We start from the raw sequence: 20,963 nt of genomic DNA, 5'->3' as shown, positions 1-20,963 counted from the left end.
AGTTATGGATTTTGTCGCATTGGATGTAGAGACGGCAAACTTTGACATTGGGTCAATTTGCCAAATTGGGATTGCGAAGTATCGACAAGGCAAACTCATTGATACGTTTGAGAGTTTGATAAATCCAAGATGTTCGTTTAGTCAAAAAAACATCGACATACACGGTATTACAGCCGGTACCGTCAAGGATGCACCCAACATATTTGATATCTATGGCAAAATCCTACAATTTGTAGGTGATGATGTAGTGGTAAGTCATACCAATTTTGACCAAAAAGCGATTATCACTTGTTTGACCAATGCCAACTTACCGTTACCCAACTGGCAATGGGCGGATAGTAGCGTGATGGTGCGCTCAGCAGTTGAGAAGTGGGCAAATAGTGGTTATAGCCTTGCAAATGTATGCCAAGCCTGGGGTTATCAATTTGAGCACCATAACGCGCTAGAGGATGCCAAGGCGTGTGGTTTTATCGTCAATACGATTTTGCGTGAAAAGCAGTCATCTATTCATGATTGGCTTGATAAGCCATTGACCAAAGCCGTAAAATCAATAAAGCCCTACCCTAATTCTGCTCGCTCAAAACAAGGCAATACTGATGGCCGTTTTTATGGCATGGCGATTTGCTTTACTGGTGAGCTGAGCATGAGCCGTGAGCAGATTGCCAATTTAGCAGCCAAACATGGCTTTGATGTTAAAGCAGGTGTCTCCAAAAAATTACATTATCTAGTAGTTGGTACACATGATGTCACCCTACTTGCAGGGCATGATAAGAGTAGCAAACACCGAAAAGCAGAAGAATTAATCACCCAAGGCATAAAAATACAAATAATTACAGAGAGAGATTTTATAAAAATAATTCAAATGTAATTAAATTTTACCCTATTAACTACAAAAGTAATTGACATTATAAATTACAAATGTAATTATATATCCATGCTCAACAACATGGATATATCGTTATGCTCACTATCACCACCGCCGATCCAAGCAACACCCCAACCAAGCTAAAAAGAATTATCGAAGTGCCGCGCTGCAATGGTAAATCTCGGCTTGCCAAAACCATTGTCAACATCCCAGGTAATACCCCGCTCGAAAAACTTAACGAAATCTACCAATCACTGATTGATGACGATATCGACCTTTACAACCCTCATCTTAACGTGCGTGACGCGTATATCTGCCATGCCGAACAGCAAAACGCATCGCTCAAGACCCATATCGCTTACTTGGAAGACGACTTAGCGCAAGCTGACCGCGTTATTATTGCGCTGTTTGCATCATTAATAGTTGTTGCGGTGATTGCCGTCACATTGGCTGTATAGGTGGCGTCATGACTCAACAAACCTACACCCCAGACTGGTCAAAAGCCCCTACCGATGCCAATTGGCACGCGCGCGATAGCGACGGTTGCGGGTTTTGGTATAACAAGCGCCCTGCCCCAAGCCGTGATTTTTGGGCAGCAGGTTGTAGCTTGACCATTGCCGACAACGATTGCCCTGTTTTAGACCATGACGCTGCGCTGGACAACTGGCGCGACACGCTCACAGTGCGACCATTTCAAGACCGAGACATCCCACAAAATCTATCTGATTATTTCTCTGGCAAAACGCCCTTTATCATTGCGTATGTTGATTTGCTTTTGGCGCGGATGGCGAAAGAAGACAGATATAGTGATGACGATTGCGTTGGTGAATTTCCAGCGCCGGATGCACATGATATATGTATTTATTCTCAGGATGGCGAAAGAAAGCAATTTGCCATCATTTTAGCCAAAGAGGTTTTAGGATATACAACACGCTTGTTTACATGGGTTTTGGGCACAAGAAAAAACTCCTTTGGCTTCTATAATTTAAGCGATAAAGACTTTGATTCTGAATCAGACTCTTGGTTACGCACCATCACCGAACTTGAAGCCGTGGAATTTCGCGCGGCAATGGAGGCAGTATATGGCTAATCAAAAAACCCCATCACAGCTATTTCGCCAATTGACCCGCAAGGCCAATCTTAGCAACCAAGTGAGCGCGGATGCGTTTATCCAAGCGCAGCAAATTTGGTGTGATTATGTCAACACAGTGACATCAAATCGTAACGCTCAAGACGTCAAAGAAGTGTTTGCCAAGCTAGTGATTGTCAACAACCAAATCCACTGGGGTTACTGCAAGATTGAGCCGACCCAATGGCACAGCTTTTGTACCCTGTTTTGTCTTATCAAAGACAGCGCAGACAATGGCACTATCCTTGAGCCATTGGACGATGACGCCGCCAATGATGATAGCAATGATGCGGAGGCTGCGTGATGGGACCTTTAATTGTTGCGGTCAATGGCGCGGATGGCGAAAGAAGACAGATATAGTGATGACGATTGCGTTGGTGAATTTCCAGCGCCGGATGCACATGATATATGTATTTATTCTCAGGATGGCGAAAGAAAGCAATTTGCCATCATTTTAGCCAAAGAGGTTTTAGGATATACAACACGCTTGTTTACATGGGTTTTGGGCACAAGAAAAAACTCCTTTGGCTTCTATAATTTAAGCGATAAAGACTTTGATTCTGAATCAGACTCTTGGTTACGCACCATCACCGAACTTGAAGCCGTGGAATTTCGCGCGGCAATGGAGGCAGTATATGGCTAATCAAAAAACCCCATCACAGCTATTTCGCCAATTGACCCGCAAGGCCAATCTTAGCAACCAAGTGAGCGCGGATGCGTTTATCCAAGCGCAGCAAATTTGGTGTGATTATGTCAACACAGTGACATCAAATCGTAACGCTCAAGACGTCAAAGAAGTGTTTGCCAAGCTAGTGATTGTCAACAACCAAATCCACTGGGGTTACTGCAAGATTGAGCCGACCCAATGGCACAGCTTTTGTACCCTGTTTTGTCTTATCAAAGACAGCGCAGACAATGGCACTATCCTTGAGCCATTGGACGATGACGCCGCCAATGATGATAGCAATGATGCGGAGGCTGCGTGATGGGACCTTTAATTGTTGCGGTCAATGGCGCGGCTGGCATTGGCGTTACCTCCGCCTGTCAGCGTCTTTACCATGCGCTCAAGCACAAATACAAAATCAAAATCGTATCTTTGGCAATGTATCGTGACGTGTATAACTTTGAGCTTGCTTATTTGGCTAAAAAATACGATGCCTATGACATCGTTATCATGGACAGACACTCAAACGTCACCAGCGTCATCAATAAACAACTTAAAAATAGCTTGTTTACGGATGACAGCATTTGCCCAGATATCAGCTTTGTGTTGTGTTGTCACTATCAAACGTACCGTAAACGCGTTGGCAATACTAACAACAAAACTTTTGCGATTATCAACGGTTACTCAGATGCACCGGCTGCCATATTTGGTACAGACAATCATCACCGCGTGAGCGTCGAAGGTGATTACGGGCACTTGTCGGCATGTGCTGACATGTTGCGCCACATCAACAAAGCAATGGAGCATCGCTATGCAACTCACGCTGTCACTTAATCGCCGCACGCATCTATTTATCAAAGATGGCAGATTGTTTTTTAAATTGTATAAACCAAGCAAGTTTAGCGACAAGAAAGACATTGAGGTATTGAGCGATGTGACAATTGAAGATGCCAAGCGCATCCATCAGTGGCTTGGCGATGTGATAGCGGAGTGCAAGCAACCCCTAACTGCAAGCAACGCAAAGTCAATCGATGAGCATATTGCTCAGATTAAACAACTTTTAACCCAACAGCCAAAACAGGAGACTACCCATGGCTAAACAACAAACCCCAATCCAAGAAATCTTGGCAGATTTAAACGGTGGCGCTTTTGCCGCAATGCTTGAGACTGTCATGGCAGACGTTGCGCAATCCGTCATTCGCACCGGCAAAAAAGGCAAAGTTGCTGTGATGTTTGATATGGAGCAGGTCAAAGGTACTGCCCAGCAAATCACAATCTCACACAAGATTGATTTTAAGGAGCCAACAGCCACTGGCACACGTAGCGAAGACACGACTGAGCAAACGACTGTGTTTGTCAGTGTAGATGGTGAGATTAGCTTGACCCCGAAAAACGACACGATGGCATTGTTTGCTAACGCATAACATCAACAACAACCCAGTCGTGGGTGTTGCAGCACTCACGACAGCCAAACTAACCAATAGGATTTTATCATGAGTAAATACAATTTAGAAAATTTAAGTGATGCCGCAGTTGGGGCGGAACTTGCACAGCCACATCATGAGTATATTAATGGTGATGTTATTGCTGTTAATAAAAACACCAATCTGATTGATATGGAACAGTTTGAAGACGGCAAACGTCGCAAAACTGGCATGTATAAAACACACAGCGTTGCAGATTTTGTGCGTTTTGTCAAAGATGAGACGACGCCTGAGCATTGCAAAATCTTTGTCGATAGTGATGCAATGAAGGCAACCGCATTTTTAAATTATGGCGCTGAAGGTTTTGAGCAGGGCAAACTTGATTATAAAGCAGTTATCGAACTTAAGATGACGCCAGTTTTTCAAAAATTGGTAAATCTGCATCATAACACAGTATCCCAACGTGATTTGATTGACTTTCTAACTGACTATGCGCCAGTGCTGACTCCTGTTAATGCGCAAGGTGAGACTATTAATATCGGCAATGCAATTAATGCTTTACGCCAAATCAAAATTGATGAAACCAAGAATACGCAGAATGATGTACAAAACTTTGGCGAAACGCGGTCGACGTTTGAAAACGTCAAGGCTCGCACTGCTGATGACAATATGCCTGTGATATTTGAAGTAGATGACGCTTGCTATCAGTCACTGCCAAAAACCGAAATCTCATTACGCTTGGTTATCAAAGCGGTTGATGGTAAGCCTTTTTTTAAATTGATGATTAATGCGATTGATTTGTTGCAACTTGAACGTGCTGAGACGTTTGTCAAAATGATAAACGATGACTTAGCAGGTGAGTTTGATGTGTTGCTTGGTGGCTTTAACGCTTAGTAGGGACTAGATTTGAAAAGACCCACTGGCAACAGTGGGTTTTGAGATAAAAAATGACTAAACGCAAAATATCAAAGTCAACCGCTGCCGCCAAGCGCAAATCACGGTTAAAAACGCATAAAGCACAAGCCATCATGGATGTGTACGAAATGGCAGTCATGGCGCCTAAACAGCGTGAGTTTGAGGTGGAATTGCGGCGCGTCAGTCAGTACGTTAAGACGCATCATGCTCACCCTGACGTACTTAACAAACGCGTTGGCTGCAAATACCGTGGCTGGGTAAAAATATCTGCATGTGGCCGCAAGGGCAATGAGTACATGCTCAATCGCATTAAAGCAATGCAGTTTTATGGTGATTGGTGCCCAAGCACAAAGCTTGATGAGATTATCCCAGATGAGTTTATCGATGACGGGGTCAAACGCTGCTATCACGTTGACTTTTTTATGACGGATATCGTGGGTACTGAGTACGAGATCGATACGCAAAAAATTTATAACCCCAAGTCGATGACTGATTTGCAGCTACAAGTCGCTAGCTTGGTGCGTAGCATTGCTGAGCAAGATGGCTACTTGTTTGATTTTGATAAATCGTATGTTGAGATACGCGCATGAGTCGGCGATTGCGTCATCCCAACCACCGTATCACTGATAACGGGCACTATGTTTGCGGTTTTAAACGCAAGACCGATGGTTACTCAGGCAGAGTTGTCGAAGATGGTGAAGGTAAATGGTTAGCGTTACCAGGATATGCGACTTGGGACAAGCAAGGTCAAGCGATTGACCATGAATTTGGAAACCTAGTAAGAAGGAAAAATAGTAATGACTGACAATAAAAAAAGTAAGTGGACAACAAGACATTTAAGTCACGGTATTGATGGTTTGTTGCGTTACAAAGATTTAACGGATGTTTGTGAGTCTGACGAATTTAAAACAGACAAAGACATCCGCAATGAGTTGTTAAGGCGTAAAGCTGCAGGTGAGCTTTATATATCGGTTGGCGAATGTGATAACTTTGATCCCAAAACAGGTTGCCTTGGGCATCCAAGTGAGGCTCCAAATGTCATTGATTAAAGAATTGGAAAAGGAATTGGCTAGAAATTGCCGCCTCAACAATTGGGATTTGGGGTTTAAAGCGGCTATTGATATCGTTAAGCAGCACAGCGATTGGCAAAACCTATCAAGCGATACACAGCTACAAAACAATCAGACTTGTATACTGATAATGCAAAATGACTCCGATGAGTACCCTGTTATTTATGATGTTGGGCTTTATCGAAAAAATGAGAATAGTACGGCTTGGCTAAGTTTAACGAAAACTGAATCTTATATTGATGAATCAAAAATTCTAGCACTACAGCTGATTGAGCCGCCAAGAGGGGTGCAAAATGGTTGAAACAGACATCACCAGCGCATTGGCTGAATTAGGTTTAATTCCAGTTGACTGGGTACACGCGAGTCAGTTTGCGAAATTGACGGGCATACCTGAGCAACGATTATTTGCCCGCAAAGAAAATTGGCCAGAAGATTTGGTTTGGACTAAACAAGACGGTAATATATACTACTCTATACGAGGGTATAACCAATGGATGACAGAACAAGCCGAAAAACGCTACCGCAAGGCGTGCGGATTAGAAATGGCGCAGTCCAAATCTACTTTGAGCGCCGCAAACAAGCCTACAACATCACGCTCCCCCATCCGCCAACTGCGGAAGGCATCGCGGCAGCCGCTAAAATTAGAAGCGAGTTAATCACCAAGGCTGAATGGGGCATACTCACTGACATTGACATTGCTAAGGCGCGCGGAGAAAATGTCACAGACTCAACCGTCATCACCGATGACGGTGTTTTATTTCAAGAAGTTGCACAGCGCTTTTTAAAACACACTGAAGCCAATCTCGATACCAAAAAAGGCTATCTGCGCATACTCGAACATCATTGGATGCCTGACCTGGCGCTCATACCAATTCACCAAATCACCACGGATTTGCTCAAAGACTTAATCGTCGATAAAGACTTTAAGACCGCCAAGACGTTGAATAATTGCCTGGTACCGTTGCGCGGTGTATTTCAAACCGCCATTGAATCGCAGCTCATCACTATCAACCCCATCGATAGCATCAAAAATAAAAAAATCCAAGTCGATATCCCCGATCCATTCACCCGCGATGAGATGAACGCGCTCTTAAAATGGTTGGATAATAATCTCACTGGCGATGACCATTTTTACTATTATTACTATGAGCTGGCGTTTTGGACAGGCTGCCGCCCAAGTGAGCTGATTGCTTTGCGCTGGAATGATATTGACTGGTTTAATGGCACTATCAAAATCAATAAAAGCCGCGTGCGCGGGACAGAAAAACAAGTGACCAAGACGCACACTGCCCGCATCGTGTACATGAATGAACGCTCAAAAACGTCTCTGAACTGTCTGCGCGAACTGACGCCAACGTTGGCCAAAAAAGAATTTAAAGAGTATGTTTTGGTTTGCCCAGAAACGGGCGAGGCATTTTTTAATGAGAAACCACCTAGGCTTAGGCTAGTTGATGCAATGAAAGGCTGTCACGTTAGACACCGCCCAGCGTATAACGCCCGGCATACTTATGCGACTATGCTTTTGATGGATGGGGTTAACCCGGTATTTGTTGCTGACCAGATGGGCCATAGTTTACAAATGCTAATGAAAAGATATGCGAAGTGGATGCACGGTGATAAGAATAAAATTGAGATTGCCAAGCTAAATACTAACTAAGCTGACAGGTTTGACAGGCTTTTTGACAGGCTGAATGCTAAAGCAGTACAATGCTATCAAAAACAGAATTTATAAGTTATTGATTTTAAATATCTAATATTTGATAGGGTTTTATTATATTATTCTTTTGCGGGTTCAACTCCCGCCATCTCCACCATATATAAAAAAGAGAATGCAGATTACTGTATTCTCTTTTTTTTGCGTTTTTTATATCCCATTAGCTACTCAAGATATTGTTTTTACATAAAATCAACAGGTTAGAAAAACTAGCCGATAAAGTTACACAACTTATATGTTTAGCAAAATACACTGGATATTAAAGATTTTGTTTACAATAAAATGTTTGAAATAACATAACTTTGTAATTAGAATACACATCCCTTAAGTGATATTAAATAATATTACTTTGTTTTTACTATGTAAATCACGGGAAATGCCCCTTGATACCTTTAAGTAGTCAGATTATTGACCGCTTTAATTGATAAAAGGAACATCCGATGAAATATATCATTGCCAGTTTGATTGTTACTACTTTAGTCACCCAGCAAGCCAATGCTGATGTTGTTTCATGGTATGGTGGTAAGCATCATGGTCGCACCACGGCATCTGGCGAGAAATTCAATCAAAATGCACTGACTGCCGCCAGCAATGTGCACAAATTAGGTAGCCGGCTCAAAGTTACCAACAAAGCCAACGGCAAAAGTGTAGTGGTACGCGTGACTGACACAGGGGGATTTGGCAAATATGGCCGTACCCTAGATTTGTCAAAAGGTGCTTTTAGTAGAATTGCTAATCTTTCAAACGGCCTTGCTAAAGTCGATATCGTTAGATTATAAATTTATTTTCACTATGTTTTAACGTAAAAAGGGCGCTATTGATTGATAGCGCCCTTGATGTTTTATCAATTAAAAAATTTAATCCTCTAAAAAACGGGTGTCATTCGACCATTGCTGCATTTTGATAGTTTCATCCAAATATTGCTCGATAGCCGGCAAATTAAACCCGTCGTTTTCACTGATAAAGCTAATACTCATACCTTTATTGCCTGCCCGACCTGTACGACCGATACGATGAACGTAATCATCAGGACTATCTGGCAAGGTATAATTGACCACACAAGCCACATCATCTATATGAATACCTCGCCCTGCGACATCAGTCGCCACTAAAATATTGGCATCGCCTTGACGAAATTGTGCCAAATATTTCTCGCGTTTTGCTTGGATGACATCCCCTGACAATATCACTACTTTATACTGACGATTAAGTTTGTCATAAAGACGTTTAACTTGGTCTTTACGATTGGCAAACACAATCATTTTACTGGGAGAAATTTTTTCAATAACTTGCTGTAACGCCGCCAGTTTATCCGATTCCATCAGGGTAAAAAACAGCTGCTCGATGTTTTGACTGGTTTTTTGCTCGGGCGCAATCTCTACAAAAATCGGCTGATATAACCAGCGATAAGCTAAATTCATCACATCTTGGTTAAAGGTAGCGGAGAAAAGCAGGGTTTGCCGATGCGTATTGGCAGGCATCATACGAATCAACCGTTTGATATCAGGTATAAATCCCATATCCAACATTCTATCCGCTTCATCTAATACCAAAATTTCAAGACGATCGAGATACACATGGTGCTGAAAGCAAAAATCAATTAAACGACCTGGGGTGGCGATGATGATATCGACAAACTTTTGATGAAGCTGCTTTGATTGCGTGTCATAGTCTGTGCCACCGAGCAAACAAACGGTATGAAGTTTGGTAAACTTGGTGAGTTCAAGGCAATCTTGATAAATTTGTTGAGCCAGTTCTCGAGTCGGCGCCAGCACCAGCGCACGGGTTTCACCCAAAAAACGATCGCCATCAACCTCAGGGTTTAGAGGATTATTTAGTAATTCATTGATGATGGTGAGTAAAAACGTTGCTGTCTTACCTGTACCCGTTTGTGCCTGCCCAATGGCGTCTTGCCCAGCAAGTGTATTGGGCAATATCTGCGCTTGGATAGGGGTCAGCGTTTGATAGCCTAGTTGGTCAATCGCTTGTTTGAGCGCTGGATGAAGGGGTAATTGTGAGAAAGTTTGAAACACAGAGATTTAACCTATTTTGACCAATCAATCATTGGCTATGAGAAACAACAAAAACCAAGTTAATGACATCAACTTGGTTTGCAAAAAGGTCAAAAATAACACTTCAACCCCTTTTTGGCTCAACTTATTCGACTTTGGTAACTTCTTCAGCTTGAAGACCTTTTTGACCCTCAACCACGATGAATTCAACTTTTTGACCATCTTGAAGTGAACGGTAGCCGTCACCTTGAATCGCGCGGAAATGAACAAAAATATCTTCACCGCTGTTACGTTGAATAAATCCAAAACCTTTTGAATCATTAAACCATTTTACAATGCCTTGTTCACGAACTGACATATTATAACTTCCTTTAACACTATTAATGGTAGGTTTTAAAGTAGTTTTTTAACCAAGGCTAGTTAAGCCTAGTTAAGTTTATTTACTCGCTACCTACGCCTGCTAAATAATGTACTAGTTAAGCTTTTGTAATAGTTTGTTAAAACATTTCTCTACAATGTCGCTTACATAGTAAATTGTTCTTATAGCAATCATAGCATGGGTTTTTTACAAAAAAAAGTAATTTCGTAAGAATTGGTTGTTTTTTTAAACAGCGATTTTTTAGCCTTATTTAACGGTTTACGATAATAAAACTGCAAGGTTTGCTACTAAAATTGCCAATTATTTTAGCGTCGGTTTGCACACATTGTATGGGCTTATTTTTAGCCTTATCTTTAGCATTTATCTCATCGACGCCAATAAGTTGCCTGATAACTTCCTCACCCAATTCATCTAGCACATCATGCTTTAATTCTTTTGTTAATTGCTTATCGGCATTCTGATGGGCTTTGATGGCACATTCTTTAAGTCGCCATAGCAAGTTTCGTAAAACTGCTTGATTGACTGCAGGCTTTTGATTCAACCATTGGTATTCATGGGGTGAAAAAAAGCGTGCAGCAACGTGATGACTAATTGCGCTGTCTTCAACATCAATACCGATATTTGTATAGGGTGAAATCAACACTACGGCATGTTGGCGGCTATGGCTAAAACTGACATACCAAGTGTAACCATCAGCGGTTATAAAATGATAAGGAAAGTTTGTATCCATTAACTCGCCTGTCACATTGAGCGCTTGCTGTAGCTTTTTTAGCAATTGACGACAAGACATCGACCCTGATTTATGGGTTAATAGGGTAGCCTGTTCACCCAAATTATGATGAATATCAATAGCAACCCAGCTATGGTGTTCGATTGGATAAAACTGCATCGGTTATGGTAGTGCCTTATGGTATAAGCAAATTTAACGATAGCTTAAAGTATTAAAGTATTTTTTATACCAAGGTTGATTGGCTTTCTTCTTTTGTGCTTGCGCAATCGCTTTACGTTTTTTTTGATACAGTACATTATTACTGATGAGAGTGATAGCGCGAGTGTCTTGCGCGATGACTTCCCCTAAGACATTTTCAACACTTACAGTAATGGTATAAGGGTTAGGATCGAGCGTGGTAGTTGCAATAGTATAGCTAGTTTCTTTTATGGTCGCTAAGGTTTGGTTATTGAGTTGATAGACGATTCTATCGCCTGTTTTTAAACTCGGCGTCAAAGCAACGTTAATCTCAATTGGTTGACTTCCCCGTCGCAGCGTTTGCCCTGCTTCAGGCGATACAATTTTTAATACATAATCCCCCTGCTGGCTTGCTGAGATGGATTGGGTGGATAAGCGATCAGTTACGCTATCACCTAAACTATCAGGCAAACGATTGTCCGTAGCCGTACTGACTGCATTATCAACTTGATTGTTCAAGCTACTGGATGTCGTTGTTGATTGATTGGTCGTCGCAGATACTTGTGATTGGGTGGGTAATTTATCTAATACGCTGATATTTTTGCTGTTTTTATTGTATTGATAAGCGGTATTGATATTATCGGTATATACCACTTGACCCTCTGAGGTGTTCGTCTTATACACTTCAGCATGACTTAACTGTGACAGCAATAACACGACAGCCGTGAGTATAAAGCTATACCGCAAACTACTATTATGATCGGTACTGTATTTTTTCAAAATCATATAAGCCTTCCCCTCAAAACCCATTATTGTGCATATTTTAGCAAGCTTGATAATCAATCCCTAAATAATTTTTCCTATTAGCCTAAAAATCTCACATAAAAAAACCCAACTTAATGTAAAGTTGGGTTTTTTGAAAAGCGAACTTATTAGCAGCTGTAGTACATATCAAATTCGATTGGATGAACGGATACGTTGTAACGCTCTACTTCTTCTTTTTTCAAGGCAATGTAAGCGTCAAGCATTTCTTTGGTAAATACGCCACCTTTGGTTAAGAACTCATGGTCGTCTTCTAACGCTTTAAGCGCAACTTCCAAGTTCTCCGCCACCGTTGGGATCAATGCTTCTTCTTCTGGTGGAAGATCGTATAAGTTTTTGTCTGCGGCTTCACCTGGATGGATTTTGTTTTGGATACCATCAAGCGCTGCCATCAACAATGCGGCAAAGCAGAGATAAGGGTTGGCTGCTGGGTCTGGGAAACGTGCTTCGATACGCTTGCCTTTCGGGCTTGCTACGTATGGAATACGAATTGATGCTGAGCGGTTACGCGCTGAATAAGCCAGTTTAATAGGCGCTTCGTAATGCGGTACTAGGCGTTTATAGCTGTTGGTTGATGGGTTGGTGATGGCATTTAAAGCACGAGCATGTTTGATGATACCACCGATTGCGTATAAAGCAGTTTCTGACAGCCCTGCGTATTCATCACCGGCAAAGGTGTTTTTGCCATCTTTTTGGATTGACAAGTGAACGTGCATACCTGAACCATTATCACCAACCATCGGTTTTGGCATAAAGGTCGCGGTCTTACCGTATTCGTGTGCAACGTTGTGTACCGCATATTTGAACTGTTGTACTTCGTCCGCTTTACGAACTAGGGTATTAAATGATACACCGATTTCTAGCTGGCAAGAGGCAACTTCATGGTGATGGACTTCAACACGGCCTTCGCCCATAATCGCTTCTACCGCGGCACACATATCAGCGCGCATATCTTGTGAGCTATCAACGGGTGGTACTGGGAAGTAACCGCCTTTGACGCGTGGACGATGCGCATAGTTACCGCCTTCCATTTCTTTATCAGTTGACCAAGCGGCTTCATCAGCTGAGATGGTGTGACGGGCGCCGGACATGTCGATTGACCATTTTACATCATCAAATACGAAGAATTCTGGCTCTGGACCAAAGAATGCGGTATCGCCAATACCCGTGGATTTTAGGTATTCTTCGGCACGTCGCGCGATTGAACGTGGGTCACGGTCATAACCTTGCATGGTTGATGGCTCGATAACGTCACAGGTCACAACAACTGTCGTTTCACGAAAGAAAGGATCGACAAAGGCGGTATCAGCATCTGGCATCAAAATCATATCTGACGCTTCAATGCCTTTCCAACCAGCGATTGATGAACCATCAAACATTTTACCTTCTTCAAAAATGTCTTCGTCCATGCTGTCAGCTGGATAGCTTACATGTTGCTCTTTACCTTTAGTATCGGTAAAGCGAAAATCTACCCACTTTGCTTCGCTAGATTTGATTAAATCTAAAAATTTATTCGACATTGCTCGTTTCCTTTTACGCAAAAAATGATTAAAAAAACGTTACGCCACTTTATACTCTTTTTGGTACTGTGACAAGAGATAAACAAAGTGGTGCTTGTTGAATTTAAACTTTCAAGTTATGTGCCAACTTTTGCGATATCATGCTAAAGATTAACTTTTTATATCAAATTCAATGAGTTATTTGTAGGCTGATTTGCTGATAAAGTTGGCTGATATGACTATCTGCCTAGATAACCTTCAAATCGCCATGCGGCTGTAACACTTGCACCATTTTAATTAATATTTTATCAATATTCACTTTTTTGGTGCATAAAATATGTGTTTAACTATTTTAGTGAAAATCATTAACATTGCCCCCTGCGACTCGGCTTCATTTATTCGGTATTTGGTTTCAGTGACTTGTATAATGGTTGTGATAAAATAATTAAATAAAATAACGGTGAAGTTTTATCATTGGCTAACCATCGTCCAACCGTCCAACAATTACAGCATAGGGTTTCTGGATTGCTACTTTTTATTGATAACTACGACAGTTTTACCTACAACTTGGTGCAGTATTTTGAGCAATTGGGGCAGCCGGTTGAGGTCTGGCGCAATGATGCTTGCCGCAGTGAAGACATTATTCGCTTAAATCCCGATTATTTGGTCATTGGCCCTGGACCTTGCACGCCAAGCGATGCGGGCAATACGTTGAATATTATCAAAGACTGTGCCGGTATTATTCCTATATTAGGCGTTTGCTTGGGTCATCAAGCCATTGGGCAAGCATTTGGCGCCCATATCATCCGTTGCCCAAAGATTATGCATGGGCGGGTGTCGCAAGTTTTTCATCACCATCAAGGGATATTTGCCGGGCTTCCCTCACCTTTTAAAGCCACTCGCTATCATTCTTTAGCGATTGCTAATGACAGTTTGCCTGCTTGTTTAGAGGTTACCGCATGGTGTGATGATATTCACCCACATAATTTGCTGCCATCCCCTACTGTGATGGGCATTAAGCATCAAACATTGCCGATTGAAGGGGTGCAGTTTCATCCAGAATCTATTTTGAGTGAGCATGGGTATACGATTTTGAAAAATTTTTTAGCTAATTATGAAGACTATGAAAACTATCAAGACGCTAACCCTTAGACTAGGGTAATTGAGTTTTGCGGCTTAAAGTTTGGCTTTAAAACTTGGCTTTAAAACCTGGCTTTGTTATAGTATACTAGTACAATGATATATAAGTGTAAGCCATAAAACTCATACGAGACTGACATGACCCATACTGTAACGCCTTATCTTGGTGACATTACCACGGCTATTGAAAATAACCAACCATTAACCCCAGAGCAAACTCAACTACTACTTACCACCGCGCTGGATCGCGCCATCAATACCATTGACCTAACCTATGCAGAAATGCGCGGCGTCATGCTAGCCATCATGCAAGGTCAATGCCCCGATGCCATGATGGGCGCGCTGCTCACTGCGCTGCGTATGAAAGGTGAAAGCATTGAAGAAATCACCGCCGCCGCCCAAGTAATGCGGGAGCTTGCGATTAAAGTGGATTTGTCGGATATGCCTAACGTCGTCGATATTGTGGGTACGGGGGGCGATGGCGCAAATTTGTTTAATGTATCTACCGCCGCTACCATGGTCGCAGCAGTAGCTGGCTGTCATGTCGCCAAGCATGGTAATGGCGGCGTTTCCGGCAAATCGGGCAGTTCCGATTTGCTGCAGCAAGCGGGTATTAATTTGGCGTTAAATACCGAGCAGATTACCCAGTCGATTAAAACCCATGGTATTGGTTTTTTGTTTGCGCCCAATCATCATGTGGCAATGAAACATGCGATGCCCATTCGCCGCACCCTAAAAACGCGTACGGTGTTTAATATTTTAGGACCTTTGACCAACCCGGCGGGCGTCAAAAATGCCATGATTGGGGTATTTAATCCTTCGCTGTGCGAACCGCTTGCCAATGTGTTCAAAAACCTTGGCGCCGAGCATGTGCTAGTCGTCGGCTCAGTGGATAACCTTGATGAAATCTCACTGGCGACTTATACCCACGTGGCTGAACTTAAAGACGGCAAAGTCAGTGTGTATGATATCGAACCTGAAGATGTTGGTATCGAATCGCAAACGCTCAAAGGCTTAATCATTGACAGTCCAGCACAGAGCCTAGCCCTCATCCGCGAAGCACTCGCTAACAATCCCAATAAAACCCCCATCGCCAAAAAAGCCGCGGATATGATTGCCTTAAACGCCGGTGCGACCATCTATGTAGCAGGTAAAGCAGATACCATAAAACAAGGCGTAGCCATGGCACAAGATATCATCAGCAGTGGCAAAGCCTTGCAAAAAATGGCAGCATTAGCAAGCTTTACTCAGCAATTCACCTCTCATTAAATTTTTGGAAAAACCATGCCTCATCAAGCAGTCCCCTCGGTATTACAAAAAATTGTCGACACCAAACGTCAAGAACTGGTCAGAGCCAAACAACAACAATCTTGGCACGACCTTGAGCAAATTGCCGCAACGAACCACGAAGACATCCGTGATTTTGCCGGCAGTTTGCGCAAAGCGGGTATCCGTGTCATTGCGGAAGTCAAAAAAGCCTCGCCATCCAAAGGCATCATCGCCCCTAATTTCGATGCTGTCGCCAGCGCAGTCGGGTATGAACAAGCGGGTGCCGCTTGCCTATCGGTATTGACGGATACTGACTACTTCCAAGGCTCGGATGAGTATTTATTGCAAGTGCGCCAAGCGGTAAGCCTACCTGTGCTACGCAAAGATTTTATGATTGAGCCGTATCACATTTTGCAATCACGTGCGCTTGGGGCAGATTGTATTTTGCTGATTATGGCGTGTTTATCGGATGCGCAAGCCGCTGAGCTGCATGAATTGGCGTTAAAACTTGGCATGAGTGTGCTCATTGAGTGTCATGATGAAATAGAAGTGGAACGTGCGTTACGCTTGCCAGCCCATCGCCAAAACGTGTATGGGGTTAATAATCGCAATCTACATAACTTTGATGTGAGTTTGGACACTACCCTGCGCCTAAAAACACTGTTTCCACAAGATAGCTTATTGGTGACAGAAAGCGGGATTCATTCGGCAGAGGATGTAAAATTGATGCTCGACCATGACATCCATGCGTTTTTGATTGGTGAGCAGTTTATGAAAACAGGCGATGCAGGCGCGGCATTAGCAAAGTTATTGGCACAATCGCAACAAAATGCGTAAAATAGCCAAGTTAAATAATTGATGTTAGGGCGTTTCATCGATAAACGCCCTATTTTTTATACCGATTTATAGAGTTATTGTATGGCAAATTTATTTTCTAAAGAAATGCAAGACCAGTTAAAGCAGCTTAAAACCGAACTGGGTAAAGGTCGCAGCCAAACCAAAGAGACCGATGAAAACGGCAAACCGACTGAAACCGTGGGTTTATTGAGCAAGCAACAAGTCGCCAAACAAGTTAAAAAATATAATAGCGAACATCTTGATGATGATAAATTGCTATTTATGCAAGCCATGTCAGGCGTGCAGCCAATCAAAGATAAAAACTTGGCGGATAAAAATAACGCTGGCAATAAGCTTGATGCGACGACGCTAGCCAAACGCGCGGCGGCAGTCGGTGGTGACGATGATAGCGGGCATGTATTGTCTGATATGCAAGCGCTGCTTAATCCTGTCTCTGGCGATGCTTATTTAAGTTATAAAACCGCAACGCTACAGAACAAAGTGTTTAATGAGCTCAAACAAGGCAAGATTCGCTGGTATGATGCCGTAGATTTACATGGTGCTACCATTGAAGAGGCCCGTGAAGCCATGAGTCAGTTGATTTTGCAGGCTCAAAAAAACAATGAAAATTGCGTGAAAATCATTCATGGCAAAGGCATTGATAGTATCTTAAAAACTTGCGTCAATGGCTGGTTGCGTCAGATTCCTGAAGTGCTTGCTTTTTGCTCAGCGCCTGCGGCACAAGGTGGTAATGGTGCAGTGTTGGTGTTACTCAAAAAACGCGAAAAAGCCAATCGCGACCAATAACCATTGTACTGCTATTTCGACTATAGGTTAAATTTTACAAAATCATGCATAGAACAATCCATGCATGATTTTTTTAACAGGATTTTTTAATTGTTAATAGTTTATTCTTAGTTTTTGTTTATAATAGGCTCTTTTTTTCATGGATTAAATGCTCTGCATTAATCTACTCTCAACTGGCTAAAAACAGCGACCATTTGACTTTTGACAGCTGACTGTTTTTAACACCACTGGGTATAGGAGAAAGGTAACTTTGAACAATACCACCACTGCGACTAATTCGCCCGCTAAATTGCAACGCCAATTGGCACTTTGGCACATTATCATTATTGGTTTGGCGTATATTCAGCCCATGACCGTATTTGATACCTTTGGCTTGGTTTCTGAAGCCAGTCATCAGCACGTTCCAACATCTTATATTATTGCATTGATCGCTATTTTGCTTACCTCGCTAAGTTACGGTAGCATGATTCGTCGTTATCCTTCGGCGGGTTCGGCATATACCTATGCCCAAAAATCGATTCATCCCAATGTCGGGTTTATGGTGGGTTGGTCTTCTTGGTTGGATTATTTATTGTCACCGCTGGTGAATATTATCCTAGCGGTGATTTATCTTGAAGCGCTGTTCCCGGATGTCAACAAATGGATTTGGGTATTTATTCTGACGGGATTTATGACCTGGATTAATGTGCATGGCTCCAAAGTCGTGGCTTATTTTAATAGTTGGATTGTGTTTATTCAGCTATTGATTATTGGTGTATTTACGTGGTTGGTGTATAGCAAATTGATGGCGGGCACCAATGCGGACGGCACCATCAATGATGCAGCTTACCAATTATGGAGCTTAAAGCCTTTTTGGAGTGATATTGCCAACATGACGGCACTCATCAGTGGTGCAACCATTTTATGTTTCTCTTTCACAGGCTTTGACTCACTAAGCTCATTGGCAGAAGAAACCAAAGATGTGCAAAAAACCCTACCAAAAGCAATTTTCTTGACCGCATTGATTGCAGGTATTGTGTTTATCATTAGTACTTACTTTATGCAGATTTATTTCCCACAAACCCCTGACAAATATTTCCCAGATGTGGCTGCTACCCAGCCAGATATTTTGATGTTGGTGGGTGGTTCTGCGTTTCAAGCCGCTGTACTGGGCTTTGCAATTGTTACGGTGATGGCGTCAGGTATTTCTGCACATGCCGGTGTCTCTCGTTTGATGTATGTGATGGGGCGTGATGGGGTCATTAATAAACGTATTTTTGGTCATATTCATCCAAAATACTTGACCCCAACCTACAATATCTATATCGCAGGTATGATTGCATTAACCGCGGGTTTTATTGAGTTTGATGTCATCGCGCATTTGATTAGTTTTGGGGCGTTGACGGCGTTTAGTTTTGTTAACTTATCCGTGATTGCGACCTACATCATCCGTGAAAAACGCTACCACAGTGTCTATGATTTATTTATGTATTTGATTGTGCCGCTGTTGGGCTTTATCAGTGTTGCGCTGATGTGGAAAGAAAGTGAGCCAATCGCCATCAAAATGGGTTTAAGCTGGGCAGTAATCGGTCTTATCTATTTGGCATTTAAAACCGGTGGCTTTAAGCGTCATCCACCGATGCACAATGAACATGAATAATGGTTAACGTGGTGAAAAGGTCAGATAAGATTCTGACCTTTTTTATGTCTGTAGCTTTTGGGAAAACGGCATGTTAGAAATTTTATATCAAGATGAACACTGTGTGGCAGTCAATAAGCCTGCGGGTATGCTTGTCCATCGAAGCTGGCTTGACCGTCATGAAACCCAGTTTGTGATGCAGACCCTGCGCGATCAACTGGGTCAATATGTTTATCCGATTCATCGCTTAGACCGGCCGACATCGGGGGTGTTACTGTTTGCTTTATCGAGCGAATCAGCGCGGCAACTGTGTGAGCAATTTGAAAACAGGCAAGTGCAAAAATCTTACTTAGCCATCGTGCGCGGATATTTGACAGTGAATGCGCAGACATCTGGGCTGATTGATTACCCACTCACACAAATTTTGGATAAAATTGGCGATAAACCAAGTTTGCAGGCACTGCAACAAAGAAAGGTCAGTTCGACAGACATGTTTGATGAATCCCTTAGCAGCCCTGCTGAATTAACCTTACTGCAACCTGCGCAAACGCATTGGCAATGCTTGGCAACAACTGAGCAGCCGTTTCAAGCGCGCGCACGCTATCCCACTTCACGTTTTAGCCTAGCTAGATTGACGCCCATTACCGGACGAAAACACCAACTACGTCGCCACATGAAGCATGTGTTTCATCCGATTATTGGCGATACCAGTTATGGCGATCATCACCAAAATCGTGCTATCCGTCAACATATCGGCGTGCATCGCTTGATGTTACATGCGCATACCTTGGCTTTTCATAGACTCACCGACAATCGCCGTGTTGATATCACTGCGCCTGTGGATACAGATTGGTTAACGATGTGCGCGCAGTTTGGCTTTCATTTGCCTTGATAGTTAGCGATATCATTATTTGGCGACATCCTTTACGCAACCAAGTAATCACTCACTTTACTACCGAGGGTCGCAAATGTTGCGCCAATGCCTGCACCCACCAGCACATCGGTGGGATAATGTAACCCTAGCACCAAGCGCGATAATGCCACCAGCATGGTAAATGGCAGCAACACCCATAACATCATCGGCACTTGATGACCTATCATGGTGGTAAACAATACCGCTTGCAGCGTATGCCCCGATGGAAAACTAAATACATCTAAAGGCCGTTCGCCTAAAGTAATGGTCTGGTGTACTTGGTAAGGGCGCGGACGCACTGTGTGCACTTTTAAATACTTATACAGCAAATAACCACAAAAACTGCTGAGTAACACCGCACACACTTTCACAGCAACGATACTAGCGACCAGTCCTTGTGATAGTAACGCTACTAACATCACTACCGTAGATAGCGCCCAAAACCAACCATCGCCTAAGCGGCTGATGGTTTTGAAGAACTGCGCAAAAAACTTCAATTGCGACAGCAAATTTACCCGTAAACATAAGCGAGTATCCCACTGCAGCACGCGCTTTTGCAAATAATATAGTTTAGGTTTACTGTGCAAAAATTGATAATAATTGCGCATTAAATTGGGTAAGTTTTCGACAGAGCTAACAGAGGTGCAGGTGAATTCTGAATTGGCAAGTGACAGATTGGATTTTTTTATGGGTTGATTCATTGATTGATTCATGGCGCCATCCTTTTTTTGCCTATTTGAACATCACGTTTTGGAAAAAAACGCGGCAGATTCAGCGGGTCTTTGGGTTGGGTGACTATTGTGGGGTGTATGACTATATCGTGGGTGGTTTTTTGCCACGACAGTCGAGTGAACTGACTCAGGTGTGAGGGCGATTGTTGAATCCGCTAGCGGATGTTGAGCTATTGATTGAGAAGACAAAGTGGTTGGTGTCACTGGGCTAGTTGTTAGGGGATTGGTCTGGATTGATAGCACCTCAT

Annotated in this window: 29 protein-coding genes; 22 read left to right on the top strand and 7 right to left on the bottom strand. The window is 42.7% G+C overall.

Going from position 1 to position 20,963, the window contains the following annotated elements:
- Nucleotides 1–4 precede the first annotated feature (4 nt).
- From RT143_RS09825 to RT143_RS09750, 16 genes are all read left to right on the top strand, one after another.
- The gene (locus tag RT143_RS09825; RefSeq protein ID WP_313092776.1) at nucleotides 5–868 is read left to right on the top strand and encodes an exonuclease domain-containing protein; all 864 of its coding nucleotides are present in this window, start codon (nucleotides 5–7) and stop codon (nucleotides 866–868) included.
- A gap of 92 nt (nucleotides 869–960) precedes the next feature.
- Nucleotides 961–1,323 (top strand): hypothetical protein, encoded by a 363-nt coding sequence (locus RT143_RS09820; protein ID WP_313092774.1) that lies wholly within the window; start codon nucleotides 961–963, stop codon nucleotides 1,321–1,323.
- An 8-nt stretch (nucleotides 1,324–1,331) separates the two neighbouring features.
- Nucleotides 1,332–1,955: a hypothetical protein gene (locus RT143_RS09815; RefSeq protein WP_313092773.1), complete on the top strand. Its 624-nt coding sequence runs from the start codon at nucleotides 1,332–1,334 to the stop codon at nucleotides 1,953–1,955.
- Entirely contained in the window at nucleotides 1,948–2,298 is a 351-nt protein-coding gene (locus RT143_RS09810) for a hypothetical protein (protein ID WP_313092769.1), read from the top strand. The genes RT143_RS09815 and RT143_RS09810 overlap by 8 nt, the downstream gene beginning before the upstream one ends.
- Nucleotides 2,299–2,331: 33 nt before the next feature.
- Nucleotides 2,332–2,637 (top strand): hypothetical protein, encoded by a 306-nt coding sequence (locus RT143_RS09805; RefSeq protein ID WP_313092771.1) that lies wholly within the window; start codon nucleotides 2,332–2,334, stop codon nucleotides 2,635–2,637.
- A complete protein-coding gene (locus RT143_RS09800) occupies nucleotides 2,630–2,980 on the top strand; it encodes a hypothetical protein (protein ID WP_313092769.1) in 351 nt (116 codons plus the stop codon). The genes RT143_RS09805 and RT143_RS09800 overlap by 8 nt, the downstream gene beginning before the upstream one ends.
- Nucleotides 2,980–3,492 carry a hypothetical protein gene (locus RT143_RS09795; protein WP_313092768.1) on the top strand — a complete coding sequence of 171 codons (513 nt, stop codon included), beginning with the start codon at nucleotides 2,980–2,982 and terminating at the stop codon, nucleotides 3,490–3,492. The genes RT143_RS09800 and RT143_RS09795 overlap by 1 nt, the downstream gene beginning before the upstream one ends.
- Nucleotides 3,470–3,757, top strand: coding sequence for a hypothetical protein (locus RT143_RS09790; RefSeq protein ID WP_313092767.1), 288 nt, complete (start codon nucleotides 3,470–3,472; stop codon nucleotides 3,755–3,757). The genes RT143_RS09795 and RT143_RS09790 overlap by 23 nt, the downstream gene beginning before the upstream one ends.
- The gene (locus RT143_RS09785) at nucleotides 3,750–4,082 is read left to right on the top strand and encodes a hypothetical protein (RefSeq protein WP_313092766.1); all 333 of its coding nucleotides are present in this window, start codon (nucleotides 3,750–3,752) and stop codon (nucleotides 4,080–4,082) included. Before RT143_RS09790 ends, RT143_RS09785 begins: the two co-directional genes overlap by 8 nt.
- Nucleotides 4,083–4,151: 69 nt before the next feature.
- Nucleotides 4,152–4,976 (top strand): DUF2303 family protein, encoded by an 825-nt coding sequence (locus RT143_RS09780; protein WP_313092765.1) that lies wholly within the window; start codon nucleotides 4,152–4,154, stop codon nucleotides 4,974–4,976.
- 53 nt (nucleotides 4,977–5,029) lie between these two features.
- The gene (locus RT143_RS09775) at nucleotides 5,030–5,587 is read left to right on the top strand and encodes a hypothetical protein (RefSeq protein ID WP_313092764.1); all 558 of its coding nucleotides are present in this window, start codon (nucleotides 5,030–5,032) and stop codon (nucleotides 5,585–5,587) included.
- Nucleotides 5,584–5,802, top strand: coding sequence for a hypothetical protein (locus RT143_RS09770; protein WP_313092763.1), 219 nt, complete (start codon nucleotides 5,584–5,586; stop codon nucleotides 5,800–5,802). Before RT143_RS09775 ends, RT143_RS09770 begins: the two co-directional genes overlap by 4 nt.
- Nucleotides 5,795–6,046, top strand: coding sequence for a hypothetical protein (locus RT143_RS09765; RefSeq protein ID WP_313092762.1), 252 nt, complete (start codon nucleotides 5,795–5,797; stop codon nucleotides 6,044–6,046). The genes RT143_RS09770 and RT143_RS09765 overlap by 8 nt, the downstream gene beginning before the upstream one ends.
- Nucleotides 6,033–6,368, top strand: a complete 336-nt coding sequence (locus RT143_RS09760; protein ID WP_313092761.1) for a hypothetical protein — start codon at nucleotides 6,033–6,035, stop codon at nucleotides 6,366–6,368. The genes RT143_RS09765 and RT143_RS09760 overlap by 14 nt, the downstream gene beginning before the upstream one ends.
- Nucleotides 6,369–6,557: 189 nt before the next feature.
- Nucleotides 6,558–7,724, top strand: a complete 1,167-nt coding sequence (locus tag RT143_RS09755; protein ID WP_313092760.1) for a tyrosine-type recombinase/integrase — start codon at nucleotides 6,558–6,560, stop codon at nucleotides 7,722–7,724.
- A 497-nt stretch (nucleotides 7,725–8,221) separates the two neighbouring features.
- Nucleotides 8,222–8,560 (top strand): septal ring lytic transglycosylase RlpA family protein, encoded by a 339-nt coding sequence (locus tag RT143_RS09750; RefSeq protein WP_313092759.1) that lies wholly within the window; start codon nucleotides 8,222–8,224, stop codon nucleotides 8,558–8,560.
- 78 nt (nucleotides 8,561–8,638) lie between these two features.
- Here the strand turns inward: RT143_RS09750 and RT143_RS09745 are convergent, their stop codons facing one another.
- The 5 genes from RT143_RS09745 to glnA form a co-directional block, all read right to left on the bottom strand.
- Nucleotides 8,639–9,820 carry a DEAD/DEAH box helicase gene (locus tag RT143_RS09745; RefSeq protein ID WP_313092790.1) on the bottom strand — a complete coding sequence of 394 codons (1,182 nt, stop codon included), beginning with the start codon at nucleotides 9,818–9,820 and terminating at the stop codon, nucleotides 8,639–8,641.
- A 118-nt stretch (nucleotides 9,821–9,938) separates the two neighbouring features.
- Entirely contained in the window at nucleotides 9,939–10,151 is a 213-nt protein-coding gene (locus RT143_RS09740) for a cold shock domain-containing protein (RefSeq protein ID WP_007116878.1), read from the bottom strand.
- Nucleotides 10,152–10,422: 271 nt separating this feature from the next.
- Nucleotides 10,423–11,061: a 4'-phosphopantetheinyl transferase superfamily protein gene (locus RT143_RS09735; protein ID WP_313092758.1), complete on the bottom strand. Its 639-nt coding sequence runs from the start codon at nucleotides 11,059–11,061 to the stop codon at nucleotides 10,423–10,425.
- A gap of 33 nt (nucleotides 11,062–11,094) precedes the next feature.
- Nucleotides 11,095–11,865, bottom strand: a complete 771-nt coding sequence (locus tag RT143_RS09730; protein WP_313092757.1) for a DUF4124 domain-containing protein — start codon at nucleotides 11,863–11,865, stop codon at nucleotides 11,095–11,097.
- 146 nt (nucleotides 11,866–12,011) lie between these two features.
- On the bottom strand, nucleotides 12,012–13,421 hold the full coding sequence (gene glnA / locus RT143_RS09725) for a type I glutamate--ammonia ligase (RefSeq protein ID WP_065252507.1): 1,410 nt from the start codon (nucleotides 13,419–13,421) through the stop codon (nucleotides 12,012–12,014).
- A gap of 504 nt (nucleotides 13,422–13,925) precedes the next feature.
- Between glnA and RT143_RS09720 the strand changes: the two genes are divergently transcribed.
- The 6 genes from RT143_RS09720 (at nucleotide 13,926) to truC (ending at nucleotide 19,963) form a co-directional block, all read left to right on the top strand.
- Entirely contained in the window at nucleotides 13,926–14,552 is a 627-nt protein-coding gene (locus tag RT143_RS09720; RefSeq protein WP_313092789.1) for an anthranilate synthase component II, read from the top strand.
- Nucleotides 14,553–14,678: 126 nt separating this feature from the next.
- On the top strand, nucleotides 14,679–15,809 hold the full coding sequence (gene trpD, locus RT143_RS09715) for an anthranilate phosphoribosyltransferase (protein ID WP_313092756.1): 1,131 nt from the start codon (nucleotides 14,679–14,681) through the stop codon (nucleotides 15,807–15,809).
- A 15-nt stretch (nucleotides 15,810–15,824) separates the two neighbouring features.
- On the top strand, nucleotides 15,825–16,646 hold the full coding sequence (trpC, locus tag RT143_RS09710; RefSeq protein WP_313092755.1) for an indole-3-glycerol phosphate synthase TrpC: 822 nt from the start codon (nucleotides 15,825–15,827) through the stop codon (nucleotides 16,644–16,646).
- An 81-nt stretch (nucleotides 16,647–16,727) separates the two neighbouring features.
- The gene (locus RT143_RS09705) at nucleotides 16,728–17,453 is read left to right on the top strand and encodes a Smr/MutS family protein (RefSeq protein WP_239741986.1); all 726 of its coding nucleotides are present in this window, start codon (nucleotides 16,728–16,730) and stop codon (nucleotides 17,451–17,453) included.
- Nucleotides 17,454–17,703: 250 nt separating this feature from the next.
- On the top strand, nucleotides 17,704–19,092 hold the full coding sequence (locus RT143_RS09700) for an APC family permease (protein WP_313092754.1): 1,389 nt from the start codon (nucleotides 17,704–17,706) through the stop codon (nucleotides 19,090–19,092).
- Between the two features lie 70 nt (nucleotides 19,093–19,162).
- The gene (gene truC, locus RT143_RS09695; RefSeq protein ID WP_313092753.1) at nucleotides 19,163–19,963 is read left to right on the top strand and encodes a tRNA pseudouridine(65) synthase TruC; all 801 of its coding nucleotides are present in this window, start codon (nucleotides 19,163–19,165) and stop codon (nucleotides 19,961–19,963) included.
- 32 nt (nucleotides 19,964–19,995) lie between these two features.
- Here the strand turns inward: truC and RT143_RS09690 are convergent, their stop codons facing one another.
- Both RT143_RS09690 and RT143_RS09685 read right to left on the bottom strand, forming a co-directional pair.
- Nucleotides 19,996–20,592, bottom strand: a complete 597-nt coding sequence (locus tag RT143_RS09690) for a phosphatase PAP2 family protein (RefSeq protein WP_313092788.1) — start codon at nucleotides 20,590–20,592, stop codon at nucleotides 19,996–19,998.
- A 135-nt stretch (nucleotides 20,593–20,727) separates the two neighbouring features.
- On the bottom strand, nucleotides 20,728–20,963 hold a 236-nt coding region (locus RT143_RS09685), incomplete at its 5' end, for a hypothetical protein (protein ID WP_313092752.1).

Origin of the sequence: Moraxella sp. CTOTU48268 (assembly GCF_032069585.1) — a bacterium.
GTDB classification, from domain to species: domain Bacteria; phylum Pseudomonadota; class Gammaproteobacteria; order Pseudomonadales; family Moraxellaceae; genus Faucicola; species Faucicola cinerea.
The sequence above is the reverse complement of the archived record's forward strand: the minus strand, read 5'-3'. Positions and strand labels throughout refer to the sequence as shown.

Coding starts and splice junctions, on each gene's coding strand:
- RT143_RS09800 (WP_313092769.1), top strand. CDS start 2,630: ATGGCTAATCAAAAAACCCCATCACAGCTATTTCGCCAATTGACCCGC.
- RT143_RS09820 (WP_313092774.1), top strand. CDS start 961: ATGCTCACTATCACCACCGCCGATCCAAGCAACACCCCAACCAAGCTA.
- RT143_RS09810 (WP_313092769.1), top strand. CDS start 1,948: ATGGCTAATCAAAAAACCCCATCACAGCTATTTCGCCAATTGACCCGC.
- truC (WP_313092753.1), top strand. CDS start 19,163: ATGTTAGAAATTTTATATCAAGATGAACACTGTGTGGCAGTCAATAAG.
- glnA (WP_065252507.1), bottom strand. CDS start 13,421: ATGTCGAATAAATTTTTAGATTTAATCAAATCTAGCGAAGCAAAGTGG.
- RT143_RS09755 (WP_313092760.1), top strand. CDS start 6,558: ATGGATGACAGAACAAGCCGAAAAACGCTACCGCAAGGCGTGCGGATT.
- trpD (WP_313092756.1), top strand. CDS start 14,679: ATGACCCATACTGTAACGCCTTATCTTGGTGACATTACCACGGCTATT.
- RT143_RS09825 (WP_313092776.1), top strand. CDS start 5: ATGGATTTTGTCGCATTGGATGTAGAGACGGCAAACTTTGACATTGGG.
- RT143_RS09730 (WP_313092757.1), bottom strand. CDS start 11,865: ATGATTTTGAAAAAATACAGTACCGATCATAATAGTAGTTTGCGGTAT.
- RT143_RS09790 (WP_313092767.1), top strand. CDS start 3,470: ATGCAACTCACGCTGTCACTTAATCGCCGCACGCATCTATTTATCAAA.
- RT143_RS09775 (WP_313092764.1), top strand. CDS start 5,030: ATGACTAAACGCAAAATATCAAAGTCAACCGCTGCCGCCAAGCGCAAA.
- RT143_RS09805 (WP_313092771.1), top strand. CDS start 2,332: ATGGCGAAAGAAGACAGATATAGTGATGACGATTGCGTTGGTGAATTT.
- RT143_RS09735 (WP_313092758.1), bottom strand. CDS start 11,061: ATGCAGTTTTATCCAATCGAACACCATAGCTGGGTTGCTATTGATATT.
- RT143_RS09740 (WP_007116878.1), bottom strand. CDS start 10,151: ATGTCAGTTCGTGAACAAGGCATTGTAAAATGGTTTAATGATTCAAAA.
- RT143_RS09780 (WP_313092765.1), top strand. CDS start 4,152: ATGAGTAAATACAATTTAGAAAATTTAAGTGATGCCGCAGTTGGGGCG.
- RT143_RS09765 (WP_313092762.1), top strand. CDS start 5,795: ATGACTGACAATAAAAAAAGTAAGTGGACAACAAGACATTTAAGTCAC.
- RT143_RS09750 (WP_313092759.1), top strand. CDS start 8,222: ATGAAATATATCATTGCCAGTTTGATTGTTACTACTTTAGTCACCCAG.
- RT143_RS09760 (WP_313092761.1), top strand. CDS start 6,033: ATGTCATTGATTAAAGAATTGGAAAAGGAATTGGCTAGAAATTGCCGC.
- RT143_RS09795 (WP_313092768.1), top strand. CDS start 2,980: ATGGGACCTTTAATTGTTGCGGTCAATGGCGCGGCTGGCATTGGCGTT.
- RT143_RS09690 (WP_313092788.1), bottom strand. CDS start 20,592: ATGCGCAATTATTATCAATTTTTGCACAGTAAACCTAAACTATATTAT.
- RT143_RS09705 (WP_239741986.1), top strand. CDS start 16,728: ATGGCAAATTTATTTTCTAAAGAAATGCAAGACCAGTTAAAGCAGCTT.
- trpC (WP_313092755.1), top strand. CDS start 15,825: ATGCCTCATCAAGCAGTCCCCTCGGTATTACAAAAAATTGTCGACACC.
- RT143_RS09815 (WP_313092773.1), top strand. CDS start 1,332: ATGACTCAACAAACCTACACCCCAGACTGGTCAAAAGCCCCTACCGAT.
- RT143_RS09785 (WP_313092766.1), top strand. CDS start 3,750: ATGGCTAAACAACAAACCCCAATCCAAGAAATCTTGGCAGATTTAAAC.
- RT143_RS09770 (WP_313092763.1), top strand. CDS start 5,584: ATGAGTCGGCGATTGCGTCATCCCAACCACCGTATCACTGATAACGGG.